19 protein-coding genes are annotated in these 17,990 nt (G+C 36.9%); 12 read left to right on the top strand and 7 right to left on the bottom strand.

Going from position 1 to position 17,990, the window contains the following annotated elements:
- Nucleotide 1: 1 nt before the first annotated feature.
- The 5 genes from lolB1 to MM213_RS16645 form a co-directional block, all read right to left on the bottom strand.
- Nucleotides 2-739, bottom strand: coding sequence for a lipoprotein insertase outer membrane protein LolB1 (gene lolB1, locus MM213_RS16665; protein ID WP_241414033.1), 738 nt, complete (start codon nucleotides 737-739; stop codon nucleotides 2-4).
- The gene (locus MM213_RS16660; RefSeq protein ID WP_255806997.1) at nucleotides 732-2,516 is read right to left on the bottom strand and encodes a tetratricopeptide repeat protein; all 1,785 of its coding nucleotides are present in this window, start codon (nucleotides 2,514-2,516) and stop codon (nucleotides 732-734) included. Before MM213_RS16660 ends, lolB1 begins: the two co-directional genes overlap by 8 nt.
- 141 nt (nucleotides 2,517-2,657) lie before the next feature.
- Nucleotides 2,658-3,092 (bottom strand): dUTP diphosphatase, encoded by a 435-nt coding sequence (gene dut / locus MM213_RS16655; protein ID WP_241414031.1) that lies wholly within the window; start codon nucleotides 3,090-3,092, stop codon nucleotides 2,658-2,660.
- 4 nt (nucleotides 3,093-3,096) lie between these two features.
- Nucleotides 3,097-4,614, bottom strand: a complete 1,518-nt coding sequence (locus MM213_RS16650; RefSeq protein ID WP_241414030.1) for an MATE family efflux transporter — start codon at nucleotides 4,612-4,614, stop codon at nucleotides 3,097-3,099.
- A gap of 23 nt (nucleotides 4,615-4,637) precedes the next feature.
- A complete protein-coding gene (locus MM213_RS16645; protein WP_241414029.1) occupies nucleotides 4,638-5,423 on the bottom strand; it encodes an enoyl-CoA hydratase/isomerase family protein in 786 nt (261 codons plus the stop codon).
- Nucleotides 5,424-5,651: 228 nt separating this feature from the next.
- On the opposite strand from MM213_RS16645, the gene MM213_RS16640 reads away from it, so the two are divergent.
- The 12 genes from MM213_RS16640 to MM213_RS16590 all read left to right on the top strand — a co-directional run bounded on the left by MM213_RS16640 (nucleotide 5,652) and on the right by MM213_RS16590 (nucleotide 14,724).
- The gene (locus MM213_RS16640; protein WP_241414028.1) at nucleotides 5,652-7,106 is read left to right on the top strand and encodes an NADP-dependent isocitrate dehydrogenase; all 1,455 of its coding nucleotides are present in this window, start codon (nucleotides 5,652-5,654) and stop codon (nucleotides 7,104-7,106) included.
- A gap of 247 nt (nucleotides 7,107-7,353) precedes the next feature.
- Nucleotides 7,354-8,157 carry an SDR family oxidoreductase gene (locus MM213_RS16635; RefSeq protein ID WP_241414027.1) on the top strand — a complete coding sequence of 268 codons (804 nt, stop codon included), beginning with the start codon at nucleotides 7,354-7,356 and terminating at the stop codon, nucleotides 8,155-8,157.
- Between the two features lie 372 nt (nucleotides 8,158-8,529).
- Nucleotides 8,530-8,697, top strand: a complete 168-nt coding sequence (locus MM213_RS21000) for a type II toxin-antitoxin system RelE/ParE family toxin (protein WP_369413949.1) — start codon at nucleotides 8,530-8,532, stop codon at nucleotides 8,695-8,697.
- A 4-nt stretch (nucleotides 8,698-8,701) separates the two neighbouring features.
- Nucleotides 8,702-9,001: a helix-turn-helix domain-containing protein gene (locus tag MM213_RS16625; protein WP_009033879.1), complete on the top strand. Its 300-nt coding sequence runs from the start codon at nucleotides 8,702-8,704 to the stop codon at nucleotides 8,999-9,001.
- Between the two features lie 177 nt (nucleotides 9,002-9,178).
- Nucleotides 9,179-9,853: a hypothetical protein gene (locus MM213_RS16620; RefSeq protein ID WP_241414026.1), complete on the top strand. Its 675-nt coding sequence runs from the start codon at nucleotides 9,179-9,181 to the stop codon at nucleotides 9,851-9,853.
- Nucleotides 9,854-10,001: 148 nt separating this feature from the next.
- Nucleotides 10,002-10,823, top strand: coding sequence for an SMI1/KNR4 family protein (locus MM213_RS16615; protein WP_241414025.1), 822 nt, complete (start codon nucleotides 10,002-10,004; stop codon nucleotides 10,821-10,823).
- Between the two features lie 169 nt (nucleotides 10,824-10,992).
- Nucleotides 10,993-11,469, top strand: a complete 477-nt coding sequence (locus MM213_RS16610; protein ID WP_241414024.1) for a hypothetical protein — start codon at nucleotides 10,993-10,995, stop codon at nucleotides 11,467-11,469.
- Between the two features lie 322 nt (nucleotides 11,470-11,791).
- Complete coding sequence (locus MM213_RS16605; protein WP_255806996.1) at nucleotides 11,792-11,947, top strand: DUF3784 domain-containing protein; 156 nt, start codon at nucleotides 11,792-11,794, stop codon at nucleotides 11,945-11,947.
- Between the two features lie 146 nt (nucleotides 11,948-12,093).
- Nucleotides 12,094-12,225, top strand: a complete 132-nt coding sequence (locus MM213_RS20905) for a hypothetical protein (RefSeq protein WP_255806995.1) — start codon at nucleotides 12,094-12,096, stop codon at nucleotides 12,223-12,225.
- A complete protein-coding gene (locus tag MM213_RS16600) occupies nucleotides 12,222-12,536 on the top strand; it encodes a Crp/Fnr family transcriptional regulator (RefSeq protein WP_241414022.1) in 315 nt (104 codons plus the stop codon). Before MM213_RS20905 ends, MM213_RS16600 begins: the two co-directional genes overlap by 4 nt.
- 273 nt (nucleotides 12,537-12,809) lie before the next feature.
- Nucleotides 12,810-13,373 carry a hypothetical protein gene (locus tag MM213_RS16595; RefSeq protein WP_241414021.1) on the top strand — a complete coding sequence of 188 codons (564 nt, stop codon included), beginning with the start codon at nucleotides 12,810-12,812 and terminating at the stop codon, nucleotides 13,371-13,373.
- A gap of 172 nt (nucleotides 13,374-13,545) precedes the next feature.
- On the top strand, nucleotides 13,546-14,724 hold the full coding sequence (locus MM213_RS16590; protein WP_241414020.1) for a DUF4221 family protein: 1,179 nt from the start codon (nucleotides 13,546-13,548) through the stop codon (nucleotides 14,722-14,724).
- Between the two features lie 280 nt (nucleotides 14,725-15,004).
- Here MM213_RS16590 and typA read toward each other — a convergent pair whose 3' ends face one another.
- Complete coding sequence (typA, locus tag MM213_RS16585; protein WP_241275617.1) at nucleotides 15,005-16,810, bottom strand: translational GTPase TypA; 1,806 nt, start codon at nucleotides 16,808-16,810, stop codon at nucleotides 15,005-15,007.
- A gap of 214 nt (nucleotides 16,811-17,024) precedes the next feature.
- A complete protein-coding gene (locus MM213_RS16580; RefSeq protein WP_241414019.1) occupies nucleotides 17,025-17,852 on the bottom strand; it encodes an OmpA family protein in 828 nt (275 codons plus the stop codon).
- Nucleotides 17,853-17,990 lie beyond the last annotated feature (138 nt).

Here is a 17,990-nt window from a genome sequence, read left to right as displayed (position 1 = left end):
ACTAAAACTGAAAAGGAAAACTGATTGGTGTATCTGTAACGCTGATGGAAGAAAAATCGATATGTATGATCGAGTTTTGTACTTTACCATCTATGTAAAATGATGCCTTAAAAAGTGAAGCATTGGGAAAAGGTTGCTCATTCACATCTTGAAATGTAGGATAATTTGCCAATAATGCTCCTTTGTCATCCATAGAAGTGACCGAAAGCTCTTCAACTTTTCCGTGGGTGGTACCGACTTTTGAATGATATCTAATTATCCCACGCGTTTGAGTCAATTCAAAGTATTTTCCGATTCTCAAAAGCCGATCTCTATAGCTGAATTCATGTGGAATGTTGGCATACAAGAGGTTTTGAAAAATTGACAATGAAAGGCTAAGTCCAAACCTGTCCTCAAATTCAACATAGCTCATGTTTACATCCTCACCATTGATTCTGTCTTTCACTCTGATTTTATCAGCTGTTACAATTCCTCTGAGTGCCTCAATTCCAAGCCCTGGTGTGACACTAAACCAGATCACACTGTCTTTTTTTGCTCGGATATTCATTGTTCCCCTTGTAGTTTTTCCATTTTGATCCTCGATGACTATCCTTGCCCTGGCGTTTAAGTAGTCGAAGTCAAAGTATGCAGGCTCAAACTCTTGCATTACCTCATCAGAAACGTAAAGGTTGGGCTTTTTGGCACAGCCTGATGCTACAAGTAATAGAAGTAAAAAACTCCCTAAAAATACCCTATTCATAATATTTCTGATCCTTGATTTTTTTGATTAATAAGTCAGTAGTCTCTTCTCCTCCCTCTGCTTTTTTCCAAAAACTTAAGGCTTCACTTTTATTGCCTAAATGGTATAAAATGTCCCCATAATGCTCTAGCATAATCCCACTAGGTGAATCTTCAAATTTCAGAGCTTTCTCCATGTAGGTTTTTGCATTTTGATAATCCTCCAGTTGAAAAAGAACCCATGCATGCGTGTCAAGATATGTTGGGTTGTCAGGGAAGATTTTCACAAGCTTTTCCGACATCGAGCGCGCCTTGTCAAGGTCTTTTTTTGCAAGGGAAAGGAAATAGGCATAATTATTCAGCACATGCTCGTCATTAGGTCTTTCTTTCAGGACTTTTTCATATGACTCATAAGCTTCCTCTTTTTGGTCGAGACTGTGATACACATCTCCCAGCTGTCCATAGACAAGCAGGTCTAGTTGTTTGTTTTTACCTTTGTTTACTTCTTGGGATTTTTTCAGTGACTCTTTTGCCTCTTCCCATTTTTTCAAAGCAGTCTTAACAGTGCCGTCAAAATACCAAAATTCTGCCCTCTCAGGGAATTCGTCAACTGCAATAATTGTATACTTTTCTATTTCCGCAAAATCACCTCCGGTTTCAAACATGAGTGTGATGATTCCTTGCAATACTTGGGGATTGTCAGGATTTATGCTTGCAGATTTTTTATAGTAAGAAAGTGCCTCTTCTTTATTTTCATTGAACAATCGCCTGTCGCCCACAACTGTTAGTACATTGGAATCATTTGGATTGTTCTCAAGCATAAATGCCTCTAATTTATCCAATAGTTTTTCTCTTTTTTCAGTTTTGATTTCTTGGAGGATATCAGAGAAAGCTTGCGCTTTTACCATTCCATCCAAATCTGGATTAGCAAAAGCATCTAAAATCAATGCTTCTGCGATTTCAAATTCACCTAAATCTTTGTAAAGGGCATATGCACCCATCTGTAGATCAGGTTGATTTGGATAAGCCTCAAGGGATTTTTCAATTGCTGCGATTGCTTCTTTAGTCCTTCCATTGTTGAAAAGGATTTCAACTAAACCCAATACGTATTGAGAATTTCCTGGATGCGCATTTATAAGTTTTTCCCCTTCTTCAATTGCTTTTGGAAGGTTGTTTTTTCTTAAATAAATTCTTTGTTTCTGAACAACAAGCTGTTCTACAACCCCATAATACTCTTCTGCACGGTCAAGTGCATCAAGTGCTTTGTCGTATTCGTTTGCACCTAGGTATAAAGAAGCCAGCTCAAGGATGTAATTTTGATTTTCATCAGAATTTTCCATCAAGCTTTCCAAAATTTCCGCAGCTTTGATAGGCTGGTTTTTTTTGGAATATACTTCAGCCATCATCAGATTGTAGTATTTGTTTTCAGGGTCAGCTTCTACTGCCATCAATCCATACTCCAAAGCATCATCAACTTTGTTGGCCTTAAGGAAGATTTCTGCTATCTTAAAACTTATGGCAGGCTCGTCTGGAGCGATTTCTCTGGCTTTTTGGAAATAGAAGTATGATTTGTCATAATCCTCAAGCATCAGAAATTTCTGCCCTTCGATAAAAAGTCTTGTTGCTTTTGTCTCTTCAATAGCCTGTTTTCTTTCTTTTTTTGAAAGTTTTTGTTGGGCAGAGACTTGGTGTAGCGTGACACAGCCAAGAATTAGAAAGAGATAGATTGATTTATATAAATTCACTTTATTTGAATTAATGTGGCTTAAGAAAGTCAGGAAACTGTGAGTTTGTTTCATAACTTTTTGGTAATGAATATGTATGGTTTGTGATAGGGTTACAGATTAGTTGCAAACATAATGCCTTTTATTCACTCCGGCAATCTATCAAATTCAATAACGGAAATTAAGCTAAAATGGTGCAATTTGTTCTTGAACCTACTAAGATTTACCTGTACTTCCATATCCACCACTTCCTCTTTCTGTATCGGAAAGGGATTCTGCATCTTGCCAGCTAATTTGTTCATGCTTGGCGACTACCATTTGGGCAATTCGCTCACCATCTACTATGGTAAAGTTTTCATTGGATAGATTTACCAAAAGAACTTTGATCTCACCTCTGTAATCAGCATCGATCGTACCTGGACTATTCAATACAGTCAAGCCATGTTTGAAAGCCAATCCAGATCTCGGACGAATCTGTGCTTCGTACCCTTCTGGTAATTCCAAAAATAAGCCTGTACCAATTAGCTTTCTTTCCAAAGGTCCCAAAATAATTTCTTCTTCAATATTTGCCCTCAGATCAAGTCCTGCAGATTGTGGTGTTTGGTATTCGGGAAGTGAATGCTTCGATTGGTTGATGACTTTTACTTTCATGGTTCTATTTTGAATTTCTTTTGAGTAAAATCGTTTTGATTTCCTTTCTTTCAAAAAGCAAAATTAGAACAACAAAAGGAATGACCATCAGATTTTTGAGTATAAATTGAAAAATTTGGTTGTCAACTTCCAAAAAGAAACCAGCATAGCTCAAACAAGCTGCCAGTAGGATGTATGAAAGCCCTTTTCCTAACTGATAAGGTATTGGGAAATATCTTTGACCATAGCTGTAGCAAAGTGCTGACATGATAAAATAACAAGAAATGGTACTCAAGGCTGCTCCCATGTACCCAATTTTGGGAACCAAAACCAATATCACGATAATTGTTACGATTGCTCCTATCAAAGTAAAATAGAAACTGTATTTGGTCTGATCGGTTAGTTTGAACCAAATGCTGAGATTGAAATATATTCCCAAAAATAGATATCCCAAAAGAAGAACAGGAACTATGTACATTACTTCCATATATTCATTTTCGACCAATATGAATTTCCCCAAAAGATCTAAGTTGACAGATACTGTAATCATCAACAGGCAGCAGAATATGATAAATGCATGCATCACTCTAGCAAATAATTGAGGGCTATTTTTATCTTCTGATCGATTGAAGAAGAAAGGTTCTGCTGCAAACTTGAATGCTTGGATAATCAAACTCATAAAAATGGCAAGTTTGAAATTAGCTCCGAAAATACCACCAGCTTCCCGAGGAGTCAGGCCTGGGTAAAAGTCTTCAGGAATGACAAATTCAAAAATCGATCTTGAAAATACTTCATTGGTAACACCGGCCAAGCCCATAAAGAAAAGTGGGATGGCATATTTCCACATTGGTTTGATAAATTCCCTTTCAATTCTGAAAGCGAAAAACCCACTAAAGTAGAACAAAACTGGGATCATGAATGCATTGGCGATCAAGTTGGAAATCAAAATGTATTCTATCCCCCATGTGGGTTGGTATAATGCGCCAACGGAACCTTGAAGCCCTACCAAATATTCACCTTTCCAAATGTGATAACTGACAGCAATCAAAAGGATATTTAGCCCAACATTTATTAGGATGTTTCCGAGTTTGGATAGGGCAAATTTTAGTGGTTTGTTTTCTACCCGTAATTTGGCATAAGGTATTGCTAAGATGGCATCTATAACCAAAATTCCCGCCACCCATTTGAAAAGGTAAGCTTTTTCTGGATAATTTAACCAAATACTCAATTGTTCTGAACTGAAATAAATCAGCGAACCCAAAAACAATGAGCTGACGAGCAAAAGAGATTGGATTTGTGAATATACTTTTTTCTGATCCAAGCCTTTTCCAGTATAGAATCTGAAAAAAGTGGTTTCCATTCCATAGGTGAATACCACATTGAAAAACGCAATGAATGCATAAATATTGGTAAATGATCCCATTGCATCTTTGTCTAGATAGACGATGTAAAGGGGTAAAAGGAAAAAATTTATCGTTCTTCCAAGAATGCTACTGATTCCATAGATAGCCGTCTGTCCGGCAAGTTTTTTCAGTTGGCTCATCCTTCAAAAAAAGTAAAGGGGAATTACTCCCCTTTGAATATTGGTTTTCTTTTTTCCAAGAAAGCAGAAGTCCCTTCTTTATAATCCCCAGATTTGACACATCTAGCGAAGCTGTTAGCTTCAGTTTGATAGCCATTTTCTTCAGAGATATATACAGAATTCACACAATCAACTATCATACCGATAGCCAAAGGCGCTTTTGTCATTATTTTCTTCAAAATCTCTTCAGCCTTGGCCATAGATTCATCCTTTGTAGCGAGTACATGATTGACAAGACCAAGCTTTTTTGCTTCTTCTGCGCCGATCATATCTCCAGTCATCATCAATTCATTTGCTTTGCCTCTTCCGATAAGATAAGTCAAGCGTTGGGTGCCTCCATACCCTGGGATGATGCCTAAGTTTACTTCAGGTTGTCCGAATTTTGCATTTGCAACCGCCACCCTAATGTGGCATGCCATTGCCAGTTCACAGCCACCACCTAAGGCAAATCCATTGACTACAGCGATGACAGGCTTGTGACAATTTTCGATCAAGCCAAAAACTTCTTGGCCATTTTCTGCAAATTTTCTGGCATTCAGCTCGTTGAGTTCTGCTATTTCACTGATATCAGCACCAGCAATAAATGCTTTTTCACCCGAACCGGTGATAATTACGCCTTTGATTTCTTTATTATCAACGACCTCGTTAAAAATATTCCTGATCTCTTCCAGGGTAGCAAAATTCAGTGCATTCAGCTTGGATTCTCTGTTAACTGTAAGATAGAGAATACCTTCCTTTTCTTCAGAAAGAATATTTAGTGTTTCAGCCATGTGTTATTGGTGAATGTTAAGCGTCAAATATACAAGTAGTGCAAGCATTCCCCAAGCAATTGTCGGGAAAATACATAGATGCAAAACTACAAGAAGAAATTTGGGTAAGAGTGAGTGCTTCCTAATTGTTAGATATTCTGCTAATTTATAATAGGTTTGACCATTCCCTTCCGCCATTTTTTGTTATTTTTGTCACAATACGAATTTTCAACAAAACATAATTTATATATGTCGTCAAAAACAAAAATTACTGTCGCCTATGGTGATGGGATCGGACCGGAAATCATGAAAGCCACACTTAATATCTTGGAAGCTGCTGGCGCTCAGTTGGAATACGATGTCATCGAAATCGGCGAACAAGTATATTTGAAAGGGATTAGCTCAGGTATGGAGCCCAAGGCTTTTGATTCCTTGAGAGAGACCAAGGTATTTTTGAAATCACCGATCACTACACCACAAGGTGGAGGATTTAAGAGTTTGAATGTGACAACCAGAAAATCTTTTGGACTTTTTGCAAACGTGAGACCTTGTAAGGCTTACTCACCTTTTGTGAAAACTCACTTCCCTAAGACTGACATGGTCATCATTCGAGAAAACGAAGAAGATCTTTACGCAGGTATCGAGCACAGACAAACACAAGAAGTATATCAGTGTCTGAAGTTGATCTCCCAACCTGGTTCTGAGAAAATCATCAGGTATGCTTTTGAATATGCCAAGAAATATGGCCGAAAAAAAGTGACCTGTATGACCAAAGACAATATCATGAAATTGGCTGACGGTCTTTTTCATAAGACTTTCAATGAAATTGCTAAAGAATATCCAGGTATCGAAACAGATCACAAAATCATCGATATCGGATCAGCATTGATTGCTGAGAGGCCGGAGATTTTTGATGTGATCGTTACTTTGAACTTGTATGGAGACATCATCTCTGATATTGCTGCTCAGGTGACTGGTTCAGTAGGTCTGGGAGGTTCTGCCAACGTTGGCGAGGAAGTAGCCATGTTTGAAGCGATCCATGGTTCAGCACCGGATATCGCTGGTCAAGATATGGCAAACCCATCGGGATTGCTGAATGGAGCTGTGATGATGCTCGTACATATAGGTCAGCCAGAGATCGCTGAGAAAGTAGGCAATGCTTGGATGAAAACTTTGGAAGACGGTATCCATACAGGGGATATCTACCAAGAGGGGATTTCTAGCAAAAAAGTAGGTACACAAGAATTTGCTCAAGCCGTGATCGAGAGATTGGGACAGAAGCCGGTGAATATGACTCCTGCGATTTTTGATAAATCAGCGAAGGATCCTATCAGCATCAAGCTTTCACCAGTTACCAAGTCAGAGAAAAAACTGATTGGTGTGGATGTGTTTATTGATTGGGACAAAGATGGAAGAGATCCAAATTCCATTGGTGATGCATTGAGAAAAGCAGATGCAAACGGCCTTGTTCTTCAGCTGATCACGAACAGAGGGATTAAAGTATATCCTGGAGGGATGAGAGAGACTTTCTGTACAGACCACTGGAGATGTAGATTCCAAAAGGCAGATCAATCACCGATCACACATGCTGAAGTGCTAGACTTGATGGATCAAGTTGCCAAGTTAGGCTTTGACTTTATCAAAACTGAAAATCTCTATTCCTTCGATGGTGTAAGAGCATATAGCTTGGCACAGGGAGAATAAAAAGAAAGGATGAAGGAGGAAATCAGAAGGAGGAATTTCACAGAATAAAATTAAAAACCGGGTAGAGATGCTCGGTTTTTTTATTTTGAAGTGGATGGGGTTATTTGAGTGTTAGTGAAGAAAGTGTAGTTTTAAGAAGGTTTGATAAGGATAGTTTAAAACCAGACATATTTATTATAATTGGTAGTTAAAGTCTGGTTTTCTAGATTTATATATAAGGGCATTTAAAGACAAGACGACACTATAAATGACAAAAATGAGGTTAAAAGACAAAATAGCATTAATAACAGGTTCTGCTCGTGGAATAGGACGTGCAACTGCCGAACTCTTTTTAAAAGAAGGAGCAATTGTAATCGTTTCTGACATTAAGGACGAAGAAGGAAATGCTCTTGTAAAAAATTTAAAGACAAATGCTGACTATTTGCATTTGGACGTTGGAAGTGAAGAAAATTGGTTGAAAGCAACCGAGTACATAACTAAAAAACACGGACGACTTGACATTTTAGTAAATAATGCAGGAATCACAGGGGTTTTAGAATCATCGGGACCTTGGGACGCTGAAAATTCAGACTTGAATTCTTGGGAAGAAGTTCACAGAGTAAACTCAACAGGTGTTATGCTTGGATGTAAATACGCCATCAGACTTATGAAAGACAAAGGCGGAAGTATTGTAAACATTTCTTCAAGAAGTGGTGTAGTGGGAATTCCAGGTGCTGTTGCATATGCTTCAAGCAAGGCAGCCGTTAGAAATCACACAAAAAGTGTAGCCCTACATTGTGCAGAAAATGGATATAAGATTAGGTGTAACAGTGTTCATCCAGCAGCTATTATGACACCAATGTGGGACGCTATGCTTGGTGAAGGAGAACAAAGACAACAAATAATTGAAGATGTAGAATTCGGAATTCCAATGGGACATTTTGGAGAACCGATTGATGTAGCTTACGGAATTTTGTATTTAGCAAGTGACGAAAGCAAATATGTAACAGGAATTGAACTGACTATTGACGGTGGAATTTTAGCAGGAAGTGAAGCGAAGCCAAGGAAATAAAAGAAAAACGCCCTATAATAGCAGCTACCTAAAAGTGGCGGTTCAGTGGTTAAATCAAGCTTTGTGCTTCTATCAAAGTTTCTGCTTGGTTGAAAGTGAAGTGCTTCGAAATCGCCAACTTCGGGTAGATTCAAAACGTTAGAGTGCATTAAAAGAAACCGCTGCATTTTTGGAAAATGTTATCTTTTGAGATAACTTTGTGAATATGGTAAGGAAGATCATTTTTTTGAAAACCACTTTATTGAATTTTACCAAAGCCAGAATGATAAGGTTAAAAGTAAGGTCCAATATGTATTTGAGCTGATCAAGCAAGTGGAAAGGGTACCAGAAAAGTTTCTCAAGCATCTTTAAGGAACTGAGGGGTTATATGAAATAAGAGTTGAGTTTCAATCAAATATTTTCAGGATCTTTTGCTGCTTTGATGAAGGAAGGCTGGTGGTTCTGTTCAACGGTTTTCAAAAAAAGACCCAAAAGACTCCGAAGAATGAATTGGAGAAAGCAGAAAGGTTAATGAAGGAATATTTTCAAACAAAGAAATAAGATCATGAAGGATTATAGCAAAGTCAAAACATTCGATGAACTGATTGAACTTGAGCACGGAAAAATTGGAAGTGAAAGCAGAAATAAGTATGAAGAAAATGCCCAGATGTTCATCATCAGCGAAATGCTAAAAGAAGCGAGGAAGGAAGCAAATCTGACTCAAGAACAATTGGCAGAAAAAGCAGGAACAAAGAAAAGTTATATCTCAAAGCTTGAAAATGGTAAAGGAAATATTCAGTTGTCAACTTTGATCCGGATTTTCGAACAAGGATTGAATAAAAGAATTGGGTTAACATTCCTGTGAGCATTCGAAAGGAATAACGCACTCTAACATCACCTTGGAAGACGGCGGACGGTTCCGAGTAAATTGAAAGTTTAGTACCTTTAAGAAGTTAGGAGTAGACTGGAAGAGAACGGTTCCGAATGCTCGCCGTCTCCAAGCTGAATCACGTTATAGCCAATTGTAAAAACATAACACAACATGAATTGGGACCTAATAATCTTATTTTTAATACTGATTTCCTTTTTCTTAGGTTTAATCCTTTTTGTGAAGAAAGCTCCAGTTTATTTTGCAAAGTATAGGGCAAAAACATTTGGACTGGAGTTAACCTTCGAAGAAGCTGAAATTATTCAAAAGAGTTTTTGTTTAAAAAAAGAGTTTTTGGAAGGAGTAAAGGGGGTTTGGGGGCAACATAAAATACCAATCGAAAAATTAGCTAATCATTATTTAGCAAGTGGAAACCTATATAACATACAAGAAGGAATTAAAGAACTAAAAAGAAGAAATAGGAATATAGACTTTAATATCCTGTCCGCCATAGATTTGGCAGGTAAGAACTTGAAAAGTGAAATTATTGCTTGTGACCAAGAACAGTTGGTACAAATCGATGAACAAGAGAATGATTCTTTAAAAATTTCTATTGCAGCCAAATACAAGTTTGGGTTTCCAGAATCAATTTGGGCAGACAAACAACCTGAACAAATTCAAAGAAAGATTGAAGAAAAAATAGGTAGGTTTCTAAATTCTTGGGAACATTCAGAGCATTTAAAAACAGAACAATTTTTAAGGGAAAACATACTGACCATTGACTTCTGGGAGAAGGAATTAAGAGTTGTATTAGTTCAGCAAGATATCAGGTCAAGGATGAAAAAATAACAAATGGCGGTAACATCATCTTGGATACAGCGGGCGGTTCAGAGTAAATTGAAAGTTAAGTATATTTAAGAAGTTCGGATTAGGTTGGAAGGGAAGTGGCTCCGAAGGCCCGCCGGTTCCAAGCTGAATCACATTACCTGCAAGCATAATGAAACAAACCGTATCAAAAATATTGACAATTTTAGCCTTGACAAATTTGATTGGTAGCAACAACAAGACCGACGAAAAAACAGAAAATATGACACCAAAAGAAAAACTGAAATCTATCTTGACCGAAAAATATGTTTCTGAAGACGGAGACGAATATAAAGTTGTACTTAAAGAAGGTTTGACTGACCAACAAATAGACGAATTAGCAAAAAAACTTCCGACAGGACAAGTTCCGACCGAAATCAGAGATTTACTAAAATTTGCAAGTGGCTTTGAATTTTTCGGACTTGAAGAAGTATCATTTGACGGAGTTGGACAGTTTGGCTTTGAAGAATTTTTTTCACATTCAGTTCAACTTGCTGGAGACGGTTTTGGTAACTTTTGGATTTTAGACATTGACAAAAATGGAAATTGGGGAAATGTTTTTTATGTATGTCACGACCCAGCAGTTATCGTAAAACATTCAGACAACTTAACGCAATTTATTGAACACGTAAACGACTTTGGGAAAAACGGGAACAAGTCAAACCTTGACATAATTCACGAAAAAGTTGTTATGGACATTTGGAGCAAAGACAACGGTTTTATTGAACTTGAAAATGCAAAACAATCAAACGACACAAGCTTGAAAAACTTTGCATTATCGCTTCCAGACAATTTTGTAATTGCCGACTTGAGAAACAAACAAAATCAAAGTGGATTTGCTTGGGGGGAATTCGGGCCGAACATTGACAAAGCAAAACGACACGAAACCGAATTGATTTGGGGAATTGAAAAGCAAGTTAAGAAAGGATTTTTATCTAAATTATTTGGACGATAATGACAAACGAATGAAGAATGCCAGCATTTAACAGCACCTACAAGCAAGTAGCGGTTAAGTGCTTCGTATGACAGTTTTTACTAAATTTGAAGTTCGGTGCTCAAATGAAGTTTGGTGGTATAAATCGCCACCTTCGCCAAGCGCCAAAACATTTTGCCAAATTTGAGAAATGAAAATATTCCCAACCAAAGAACTGAAATTTAAACTTATCGATAATCAAGCAGAAACGCTAAATCGACTAAATCGGAGAACTGAGAAGTCTGAAAATCTGACTTCTCAACGTACCGACAGATCATTTCGCGGAATTATAAACGGAAACGAATTTAAACTAATCTCATCTGTAATTGGAAAAGGAGCTTTTTGTGTAATGTCAGGAGCAATTGAATCTGACAAAGGGAACGTGAAAGTGGAAATACATAAAGTCTTTCGGATTTTATTAAGCATAATTCTTTGTTTTCCTATTGTTGCAATTTTAATTGCAATATTGACTGGAAAAGAAGAGCCAGATCCAATTTTTATTTTGGTTGTAATCGGTCAAATTTTAATAATTAGATACGGATTTATTGGACTTGCTTTTAAGTTTTTATCGAGAGAAAGTCTGAAAAGATTGCGTGAAGTGCTTGACTTTGAATTGGTAAATAACTAGGAGCAACATTTAGCCCACTAGAGAAAAGCCTTTATACTGATCCCTATTGGTAAGCCCTGATTGATTTAAAATCTATCAGGGTCGCCGAATTCTATCAGGATGGAAGCGGTCTTTTCCTAGAATATGGTTCAAAGAATTAATTTGAGGGGCAGAAAACCCTCATAAGGCGGACAGGGAATTACAACTAAGTTTACTAATTTTGGAGGGGTTTCCGCCATTTCTTGCGACAGGTGTGAAATAGTTAAACTAAATACTAGCAAAGACTTTTTTTTCAATATGTCTTTAGCTAACATTATTTACAAAAAACCAAATTAAAACCTCATTGATCATTACTACCCTAACTTTATTCGCACTTGGCCTTTTGGTGAAAGCCTTCCCCAACCTTATTGCGGGTTACAATACCATGTCGCAGAGACAGAAAGAGAATGTCGATATAGACGGTCAAGGAAAGTTTCGCTTGTTCCTACGTAGTTATTAAGGGACTTTTGTAATGATCAGTACCAAAGACCAGTGATAAATGTAAATTACATATAGAAAGAAAAGACTGATATGCTTTAAAACGAGCTATTAGCACTAAAGGAAAAATATGTGAAGAAAGAATATATTTTTAAATCGGAAAATGTCATGAAGAAAATCGGAATGAAAAGAATGGGAGAATTTGACCATCCTCAATTGACCGATTATCCCGAACTTGGGAAATGCATTTGTTACGAAATCAATAAAAGCACTTGGCAGCAACATTCTGAACCATCATGAACAGTTTCAACTTAAAATCTTATTTGTCTTCCAATATCGATATAGAGGAAGAGGAAATTTCGGCATTAGTTGAAAAATGCACTACGAGAACAGTTAAAAAAGATCAATACTTACTTCAGAGTGGTGAGCATTGCAAACATACATTTTTTGTAGAAAATGGACTTTTGAGGCAATTTTCCATTGACAAAAAAGGCAAGGAGCACATACTTGCTTTTGCGCCCGAAAATTGGTTTGTGACAGATCGGGAAAGTCTTATTTCGATCAGCCATCTGCATATTATTTACAGAAAAATTTTGTCCATTGTTGGGTGATAGGATCATTTTCTCTATAATGTTTATTTATTATGAGTATCCGCAATGTTGCGCGTTGGGTATGAAGTAGCTTTGTTAGTAGTGGATACTTGCCGGCAGACAACAGTTCACAGTCAACACACAAATCGTTCCTCCGACAATCTATTGTTTGGCTACGTGAAAGAAATCGGATAGTCATATTATTTACTTGTTTTTTATGATCAAATTTAGTTGGTTAGAAGGTTTTTTAGGTACATTTGCGAACTTTATTTGTTTCAAGAAAAACTAAGCTCAATGAAAAAAATCCTTTTAACCTTTGTATTCATTACCATATCTTTTTTCGCAAAATCCCAAGAAGCAAGTGTAGAAAAATCTACCAATGGTGTCCAAATTGGAGTTCTGGGTACTTGGTTTCATAACGAATCAAGATTGACCAATAAACTGGCACTTAGAAGCGAAGTGGGTTTTGATGGTGGCTTTGGATGGGGGATGTTTTATGATGGAATTGGATATACTTTCGCACCTGTTTTTACGCTGGAGCCGAGGCTTTATTACAATCTTGACAAGAGACAATCAAAGTCTAAAAACATCGTGGGTAACTCTGGTAATTTTCTTTCATTGAAGACCAGCTTCCATCCAGATTGGTTTTTGATTTCCAATTATGATAATTCAGGTATAGTTAGTCAACTCTCTATTGTCCCAACTTGGGGGATTCGTAGAAATTTAGGCAATCATTTTACTTATGAAGCGGGTATTGGGATTGGATATCGGCATTTATTTTACAAAAGCTATGGATATGCCGAAAATGAAGGTGAAGTTGCTGTCAATTTACATTTGAGGGTAGGTTATAGGTTTTGAGATTTATTCAATCAAAAGTTAAAGAAATCATGACTTGGAAATTAATAAAAGACGTGGTTTTTGTAAAATTCTGAGTGTAGCAGCCATTTTTTAACTTTAAACAATAATAAGTAACTGTTTAGTTATTAAAATAGATTAACTTGTTTAGATATTCCACAATTCCACCATGTTTATGAAAAACTGGCTTCTGTTTTTAGTGCTCATTTGCGCAATTTTTGTTTCCTGTTCAGAGAAAGAAGCTAATTCAGAAAAGAGGACTTTTTTTAATGATTTCACTGAAGTTGGTCAAGTCAAACTTGAGATAGACTCTTTGTCAGATTATAGTTTTCCAGAGTTTCAGGTAATCCAAGAAGATGGGCAGGAGATGTTATTGGTGATGAACAAGGTTAATTTTTCTTTTGATTTTTATGATTTGGCATCTGGTGAAAAATTAAAAAGAACAGCAATCCAAAAAGACGAAAGGTTTCCTATTCCTTCCTTATATGGATTTTGGTATCATAATGCAGATTCGATTTTTTTATTTAGGCAGATGTTATTGAACGGGATTTCATTGATCAATGGTAATGGTGAAATAGTGACGCAATACAATCCGCAAAAAATAGATAGAAGTAGTCCGCAAGCCATGATGAAAAGTATGGTCAATCATTATTCTAGGTCAACTAATCCGACTCTTTATGAAAATGGTAAATTGTATTTTTCCGATATGACATTAAATGGTTTTTTAAGTTCTGCCGAAGCGATGGAGGAGTTCAGACCAGCTGTGGAAGTTGACTTGATCAGTAATGAAGTTAATATTTCAGATCAAATTCGTATTCCGGATTTTTATAAAGGGAAAACATGGCAAACTTACTGGGGTGGTTTCTCTAGAATAAAGAATGATAACTTATTGATATACTCTTGGGCAGTAATGGATTCTATGTTGATTTATGATCAAAATATGGAGTCTTTTAAATCAGTTTACGCGAAAAGTGAGTTTGCAAAGCCAATCAAAAGTTCCTCTGATGCCAATTCAACAGTAGATGAACAACTTAGGGAAAGGATAACTAATACAGCATATTCATATATTTTTTACGATAAATATAGGGAGGTTTATTATCGATTTGTGACAATTGGAAGAACTATAGACGAGTCGTATTTAGAAGATCAATTTCCACATTTAAAGAATGATTTTAGTATTGTCGTTTTGGATAGGGACTTTAATGTTTTGACTGAAAAGAGATTCCCTGGCAAAATCCATTATCCGTATAAGTCTTTCGTTGGGGAAAAAGGACTTTACCTTTCCCGTACCAATCCTTTTTACGAGGGACTCAATGAAGACCAGGTTGTTTATGACGTTTATGAATTCATATGATTTCATTATTAATGTTGTTTAGTAAACTATAAAAGTGTTGTTTACTAAACAATAATATAATTTGAAGAGAAAGAGAGTGGTATTATTTAGAATTACAGCTCAAGATTTCTCCCTTTGGTCGAAATGACCGTGAATAAGCTTTTGTTAGGATTTAGGATGCACCCTGTCCGAGATCCCTCAGTCTTACATCTTGCGTCTTGTGTCTCAAATCTCATTTCTAAAAAAAAGCCCCGAAGTTTCCTTCGGGGCCTGTCTTACTTCTTATATCTTGAATCTTAGATTAAGCTTCTTTCTTCGCCATTCTTGTTCTCTCACCTTCGTCCAAATAGATTTTTCTCATTCTGATGGACTTTGGAGTGATTTCTAGGTATTCATCCTTTTGGATGTATTCCATAGCTTCTTCCAAAGAGAATTTTTTGGCAGGCTGAATCCTAACGTTGTCATCAGAACCTGAAGCTCTCATGTTGGTTAGTTTTTTACCTTTTTGTACGTTTACTACAATATCATTGTCACGGGAATTTTCACCGATAACCTGACCTGTATAGAGCTCTTCTCCTGGCTCTACGAAGAATGTACCTCTGTCCTGCAATTTGTCAATTGCATAAGCAGTACACTGTCCACCTTCCATAGAGATCAATGAACCGTTGTTTCTTTCAGGGATAGATCCTTTGAACGGTTCGTAAGCTGAGAATCTGTGGTTCATGATTGCTTCACCTTGTGTAGCAGTCAATACATTGTTTCTCAATCCAATCAAACCTCTTGAAGGAATTCTGAATTCTAAGTGTTGCAAATCACCTTTTGGCTCCATTACAAGGAGTTCACCTTTTCTTTGTGTAGCCAATTCGATTACTTTTCCTGCAGTCGTCTCAGGTACATCCACTACCAATACTTCGATTGGTTCATGTTTTACACCGTCAATTTCTTTGTAGATCACCTGAGGCTGACCCACTTGTAATTCGTAACCTTCTCTTCTCATCGTCTCGATCAAGACTGACAAGTGAAGGATACCACGTCCGTAAACCAAGAATTTATCTTCAGAATCTGTAGATTCAACTCTCAAAGCCAAGTTTTTCTCCATTTCCTTCATCAATCTGTCTCTCAAGTGACGGGAAGTCACAAATTTTCCTTCTTTACCAAAGAAAGGAGAGTTGTTGATCGTGAAGAGCATATTCATAGTAGGCTCATCGATAGAGATTCTTGGTAGTGCTTCTGGATTTTCAAGATCAGCAAGTGTATCACCGATTTCGAAATCATCAATACCAGTTACAGCACAAATGTCTCCAGCTACTACTTCAGTTACTTTATTTTTTCCTAGACCTTCAAATACATGAAGTTCTTTTACTTTTACTTTTTTGAAAACACCATCTGCCTTGCACAAAGTCAATTGAGACCCTTCTTTGATGGAACCTCTTTTTACTCTACCGATGGCTATACGGCCTACGAAGTTTGAGTAATCAAGGGAAGTGATTTGCATTTGTAGCGTTCCTTCGTCGATTTTTGGCGCAGGAATATGGTCTATGATAGCATCCAAAAGTGGGATGATGGTATCAGTAGGGTTTTTCCAATCTGGACCCATCCAGTTGTTTTTGGCAGAACCATAAAGGGTCTGGAATTCCAACTGCTCTTCTGTAGCGTCCAAATTGAACATCAATTCGAAGACAGATTCCTGAACTTCGTCAGGACGACAGTTTTCTTTATCCACTTTGTTGACTACCACAATTGGAGTCAATCCAAGTGCTAGGGCTTTGCCCAATACGAATCTTGTCTGTGGCATAGGGCCTTCAAAGGCATCAACCAATAGGATAACCCCATCAGCCATTTTCAAAACTCTTTCCACTTCACCACCAAAGTCTGCGTGACCTGGAGTATCAATAATATTGATTTTGGTGTCTTTATATCTTACGGATACGTTCTTAGAAAGAATTGTGATACCCCTTTCTCTTTCCAAGTCATTGTTGTCAAGGATAAGATCGTCAAACTGTTGGTTCTCACGGAAGATTTTAGAGAGATGAATGATTTTGTCCACGAGAGTGGTCTTGCCGTGGTCAACGTGTGCGATAATCGCGATATTCCGAATACTTTGCATTGTAAATTTGAATTAAGGTGCAAAGGTAGGAATAATATTTGGTTTCTTTCTGATTCACTTCAAAATGATAAGGAAAAGATAATATGGATTGTATGGATAAAAGATTGAGAAAATTGAAAAATTACAGATTATTGAATTTAATCAAGGTTGAAATCAATATTCCTGTTTTTTCTCTTTTCTCAAAAAACCAAATATAGACGCTAATTCATGTAGCTTATTTTAAGACCATTTCCACTCGTCTGTTTTTACTTTTTCCTTCTTCGGATGTGTTACTAGCCACAGGTGACAATGATGCTACACCATAAGCACTGATTTTCGAAGTAGGTATATTATAATTGCTTGTCAGTTCCTTTACTACAGATCTGGCTCTTTCCTCGGAGAGCTTTTGGTTATGTTCATGTGTACCAGTATTGTCGGTATGTCCTACGAAATAAACATTTACTTTCGGATTTTGGGTTAGATACTTAGCGATATTTTCCAGTGTTTCTTTTGATTCCGGTTTGATCTCTGCTTTGTCTGTATCGAAGTAAATCCCGTAAAAAGCAGCCTTTCCATTGGCCTTGATTTCGCGGGCAATATCCTCTGCGGAAAGTACAATATATTGATTCATTGTTTCTTCTCTAACGGTGCTTACAGAGAAAGTGCCACTTTGATCACTATTTATCGCTATCCACCAAGTTGCTCCTCCTGATTTCAGAGTTAAAAAAACAGTGGATTTAGATTCATTGATTACAGTCCCACCTTTGGAAGCTACTGCTTGGATGTAGTTTTGAAAAATCATCGCATTAGAAGGTCTTTTTTCCCAGTCTCCATCAAAGCTGTAATAGGTTTTTAGAAAATATCCAGCTTTCTCGTATTGTACCCAAGTACCATCTTTATCTGTAAAGTCAATTTTGATTTTGTCATACTCTTTTTCTTCACAACCGGAGATACTATGTTGTGGTAACATATTGAAAAGAGGATGAGGATTACAAGGTGTCTGGGAAAAAACATTAAATGAAATGAGTAGTCCCAGAAAGATTGAGAAAAAGATTTTAGCCATACAATTGTTTTTTACTGAAAGATAATTGGCAGGTCTTAAAATAGGAAATTTTCCTTTTAAAAATGCATTTAGTTTTTTTGATAGAAAAGATTTATTTGTTTTCTGTTTAAACATTTCATTCCGGAAAAAATATTGGCT

Origin of the sequence: Belliella alkalica (assembly GCF_022549785.1) — a bacterium.
In the GTDB taxonomy this organism is placed as follows: Bacteria; Bacteroidota; Bacteroidia; order Cytophagales; family Cyclobacteriaceae; genus Belliella; species Belliella alkalica.
The sequence above is the reverse complement of the archived record's forward strand: the minus strand, read 5'-3'. Positions and strand labels throughout refer to the sequence as shown.

Excerpts from the sequence above, each read along its gene's own strand:
- MM213_RS16610 (WP_241414024.1), top strand. The coding sequence starts at position 10,993 with ATGAAAATATTCCCAACCAAAGAACTGAAATTTAAACTTATCGATAAT.
- typA (WP_241275617.1), bottom strand. The coding sequence starts at position 16,810 with ATGCAAAGTATTCGGAATATCGCGATTATCGCACACGTTGACCACGGC.
- MM213_RS16650 (WP_241414030.1), bottom strand. The coding sequence starts at position 4,614 with ATGAGCCAACTGAAAAAACTTGCCGGACAGACGGCTATCTATGGAATC.
- MM213_RS20905 (WP_255806995.1), top strand. The coding sequence starts at position 12,094 with ATGAAGAAAATCGGAATGAAAAGAATGGGAGAATTTGACCATCCTCAA.
- MM213_RS16595 (WP_241414021.1), top strand. The coding sequence starts at position 12,810 with ATGAAAAAAATCCTTTTAACCTTTGTATTCATTACCATATCTTTTTTC.
- MM213_RS16615 (WP_241414025.1), top strand. The coding sequence starts at position 10,002 with ATGAAACAAACCGTATCAAAAATATTGACAATTTTAGCCTTGACAAAT.
- MM213_RS16620 (WP_241414026.1), top strand. The coding sequence starts at position 9,179 with ATGAATTGGGACCTAATAATCTTATTTTTAATACTGATTTCCTTTTTC.
- MM213_RS16635 (WP_241414027.1), top strand. The coding sequence starts at position 7,354 with ATGACAAAAATGAGGTTAAAAGACAAAATAGCATTAATAACAGGTTCT.
- MM213_RS16590 (WP_241414020.1), top strand. The coding sequence starts at position 13,546 with ATGAAAAACTGGCTTCTGTTTTTAGTGCTCATTTGCGCAATTTTTGTT.
- MM213_RS16625 (WP_009033879.1), top strand. The coding sequence starts at position 8,702 with ATGAAGGATTATAGCAAAGTCAAAACATTCGATGAACTGATTGAACTT.
- MM213_RS16580 (WP_241414019.1), bottom strand. The coding sequence starts at position 17,852 with ATGGCTAAAATCTTTTTCTCAATCTTTCTGGGACTACTCATTTCATTT.
- MM213_RS16660 (WP_255806997.1), bottom strand. The coding sequence starts at position 2,516 with ATGAAACAAACTCACAGTTTCCTGACTTTCTTAAGCCACATTAATTCA.
- lolB1 (WP_241414033.1), bottom strand. The coding sequence starts at position 739 with ATGAATAGGGTATTTTTAGGGAGTTTTTTACTTCTATTACTTGTAGCA.
- dut (WP_241414031.1), bottom strand. The coding sequence starts at position 3,092 with ATGAAAGTAAAAGTCATCAACCAATCGAAGCATTCACTTCCCGAATAC.
- MM213_RS16640 (WP_241414028.1), top strand. The coding sequence starts at position 5,652 with ATGTCGTCAAAAACAAAAATTACTGTCGCCTATGGTGATGGGATCGGA.
- MM213_RS16645 (WP_241414029.1), bottom strand. The coding sequence starts at position 5,423 with ATGGCTGAAACACTAAATATTCTTTCTGAAGAAAAGGAAGGTATTCTC.
- MM213_RS16600 (WP_241414022.1), top strand. The coding sequence starts at position 12,222 with ATGAACAGTTTCAACTTAAAATCTTATTTGTCTTCCAATATCGATATA.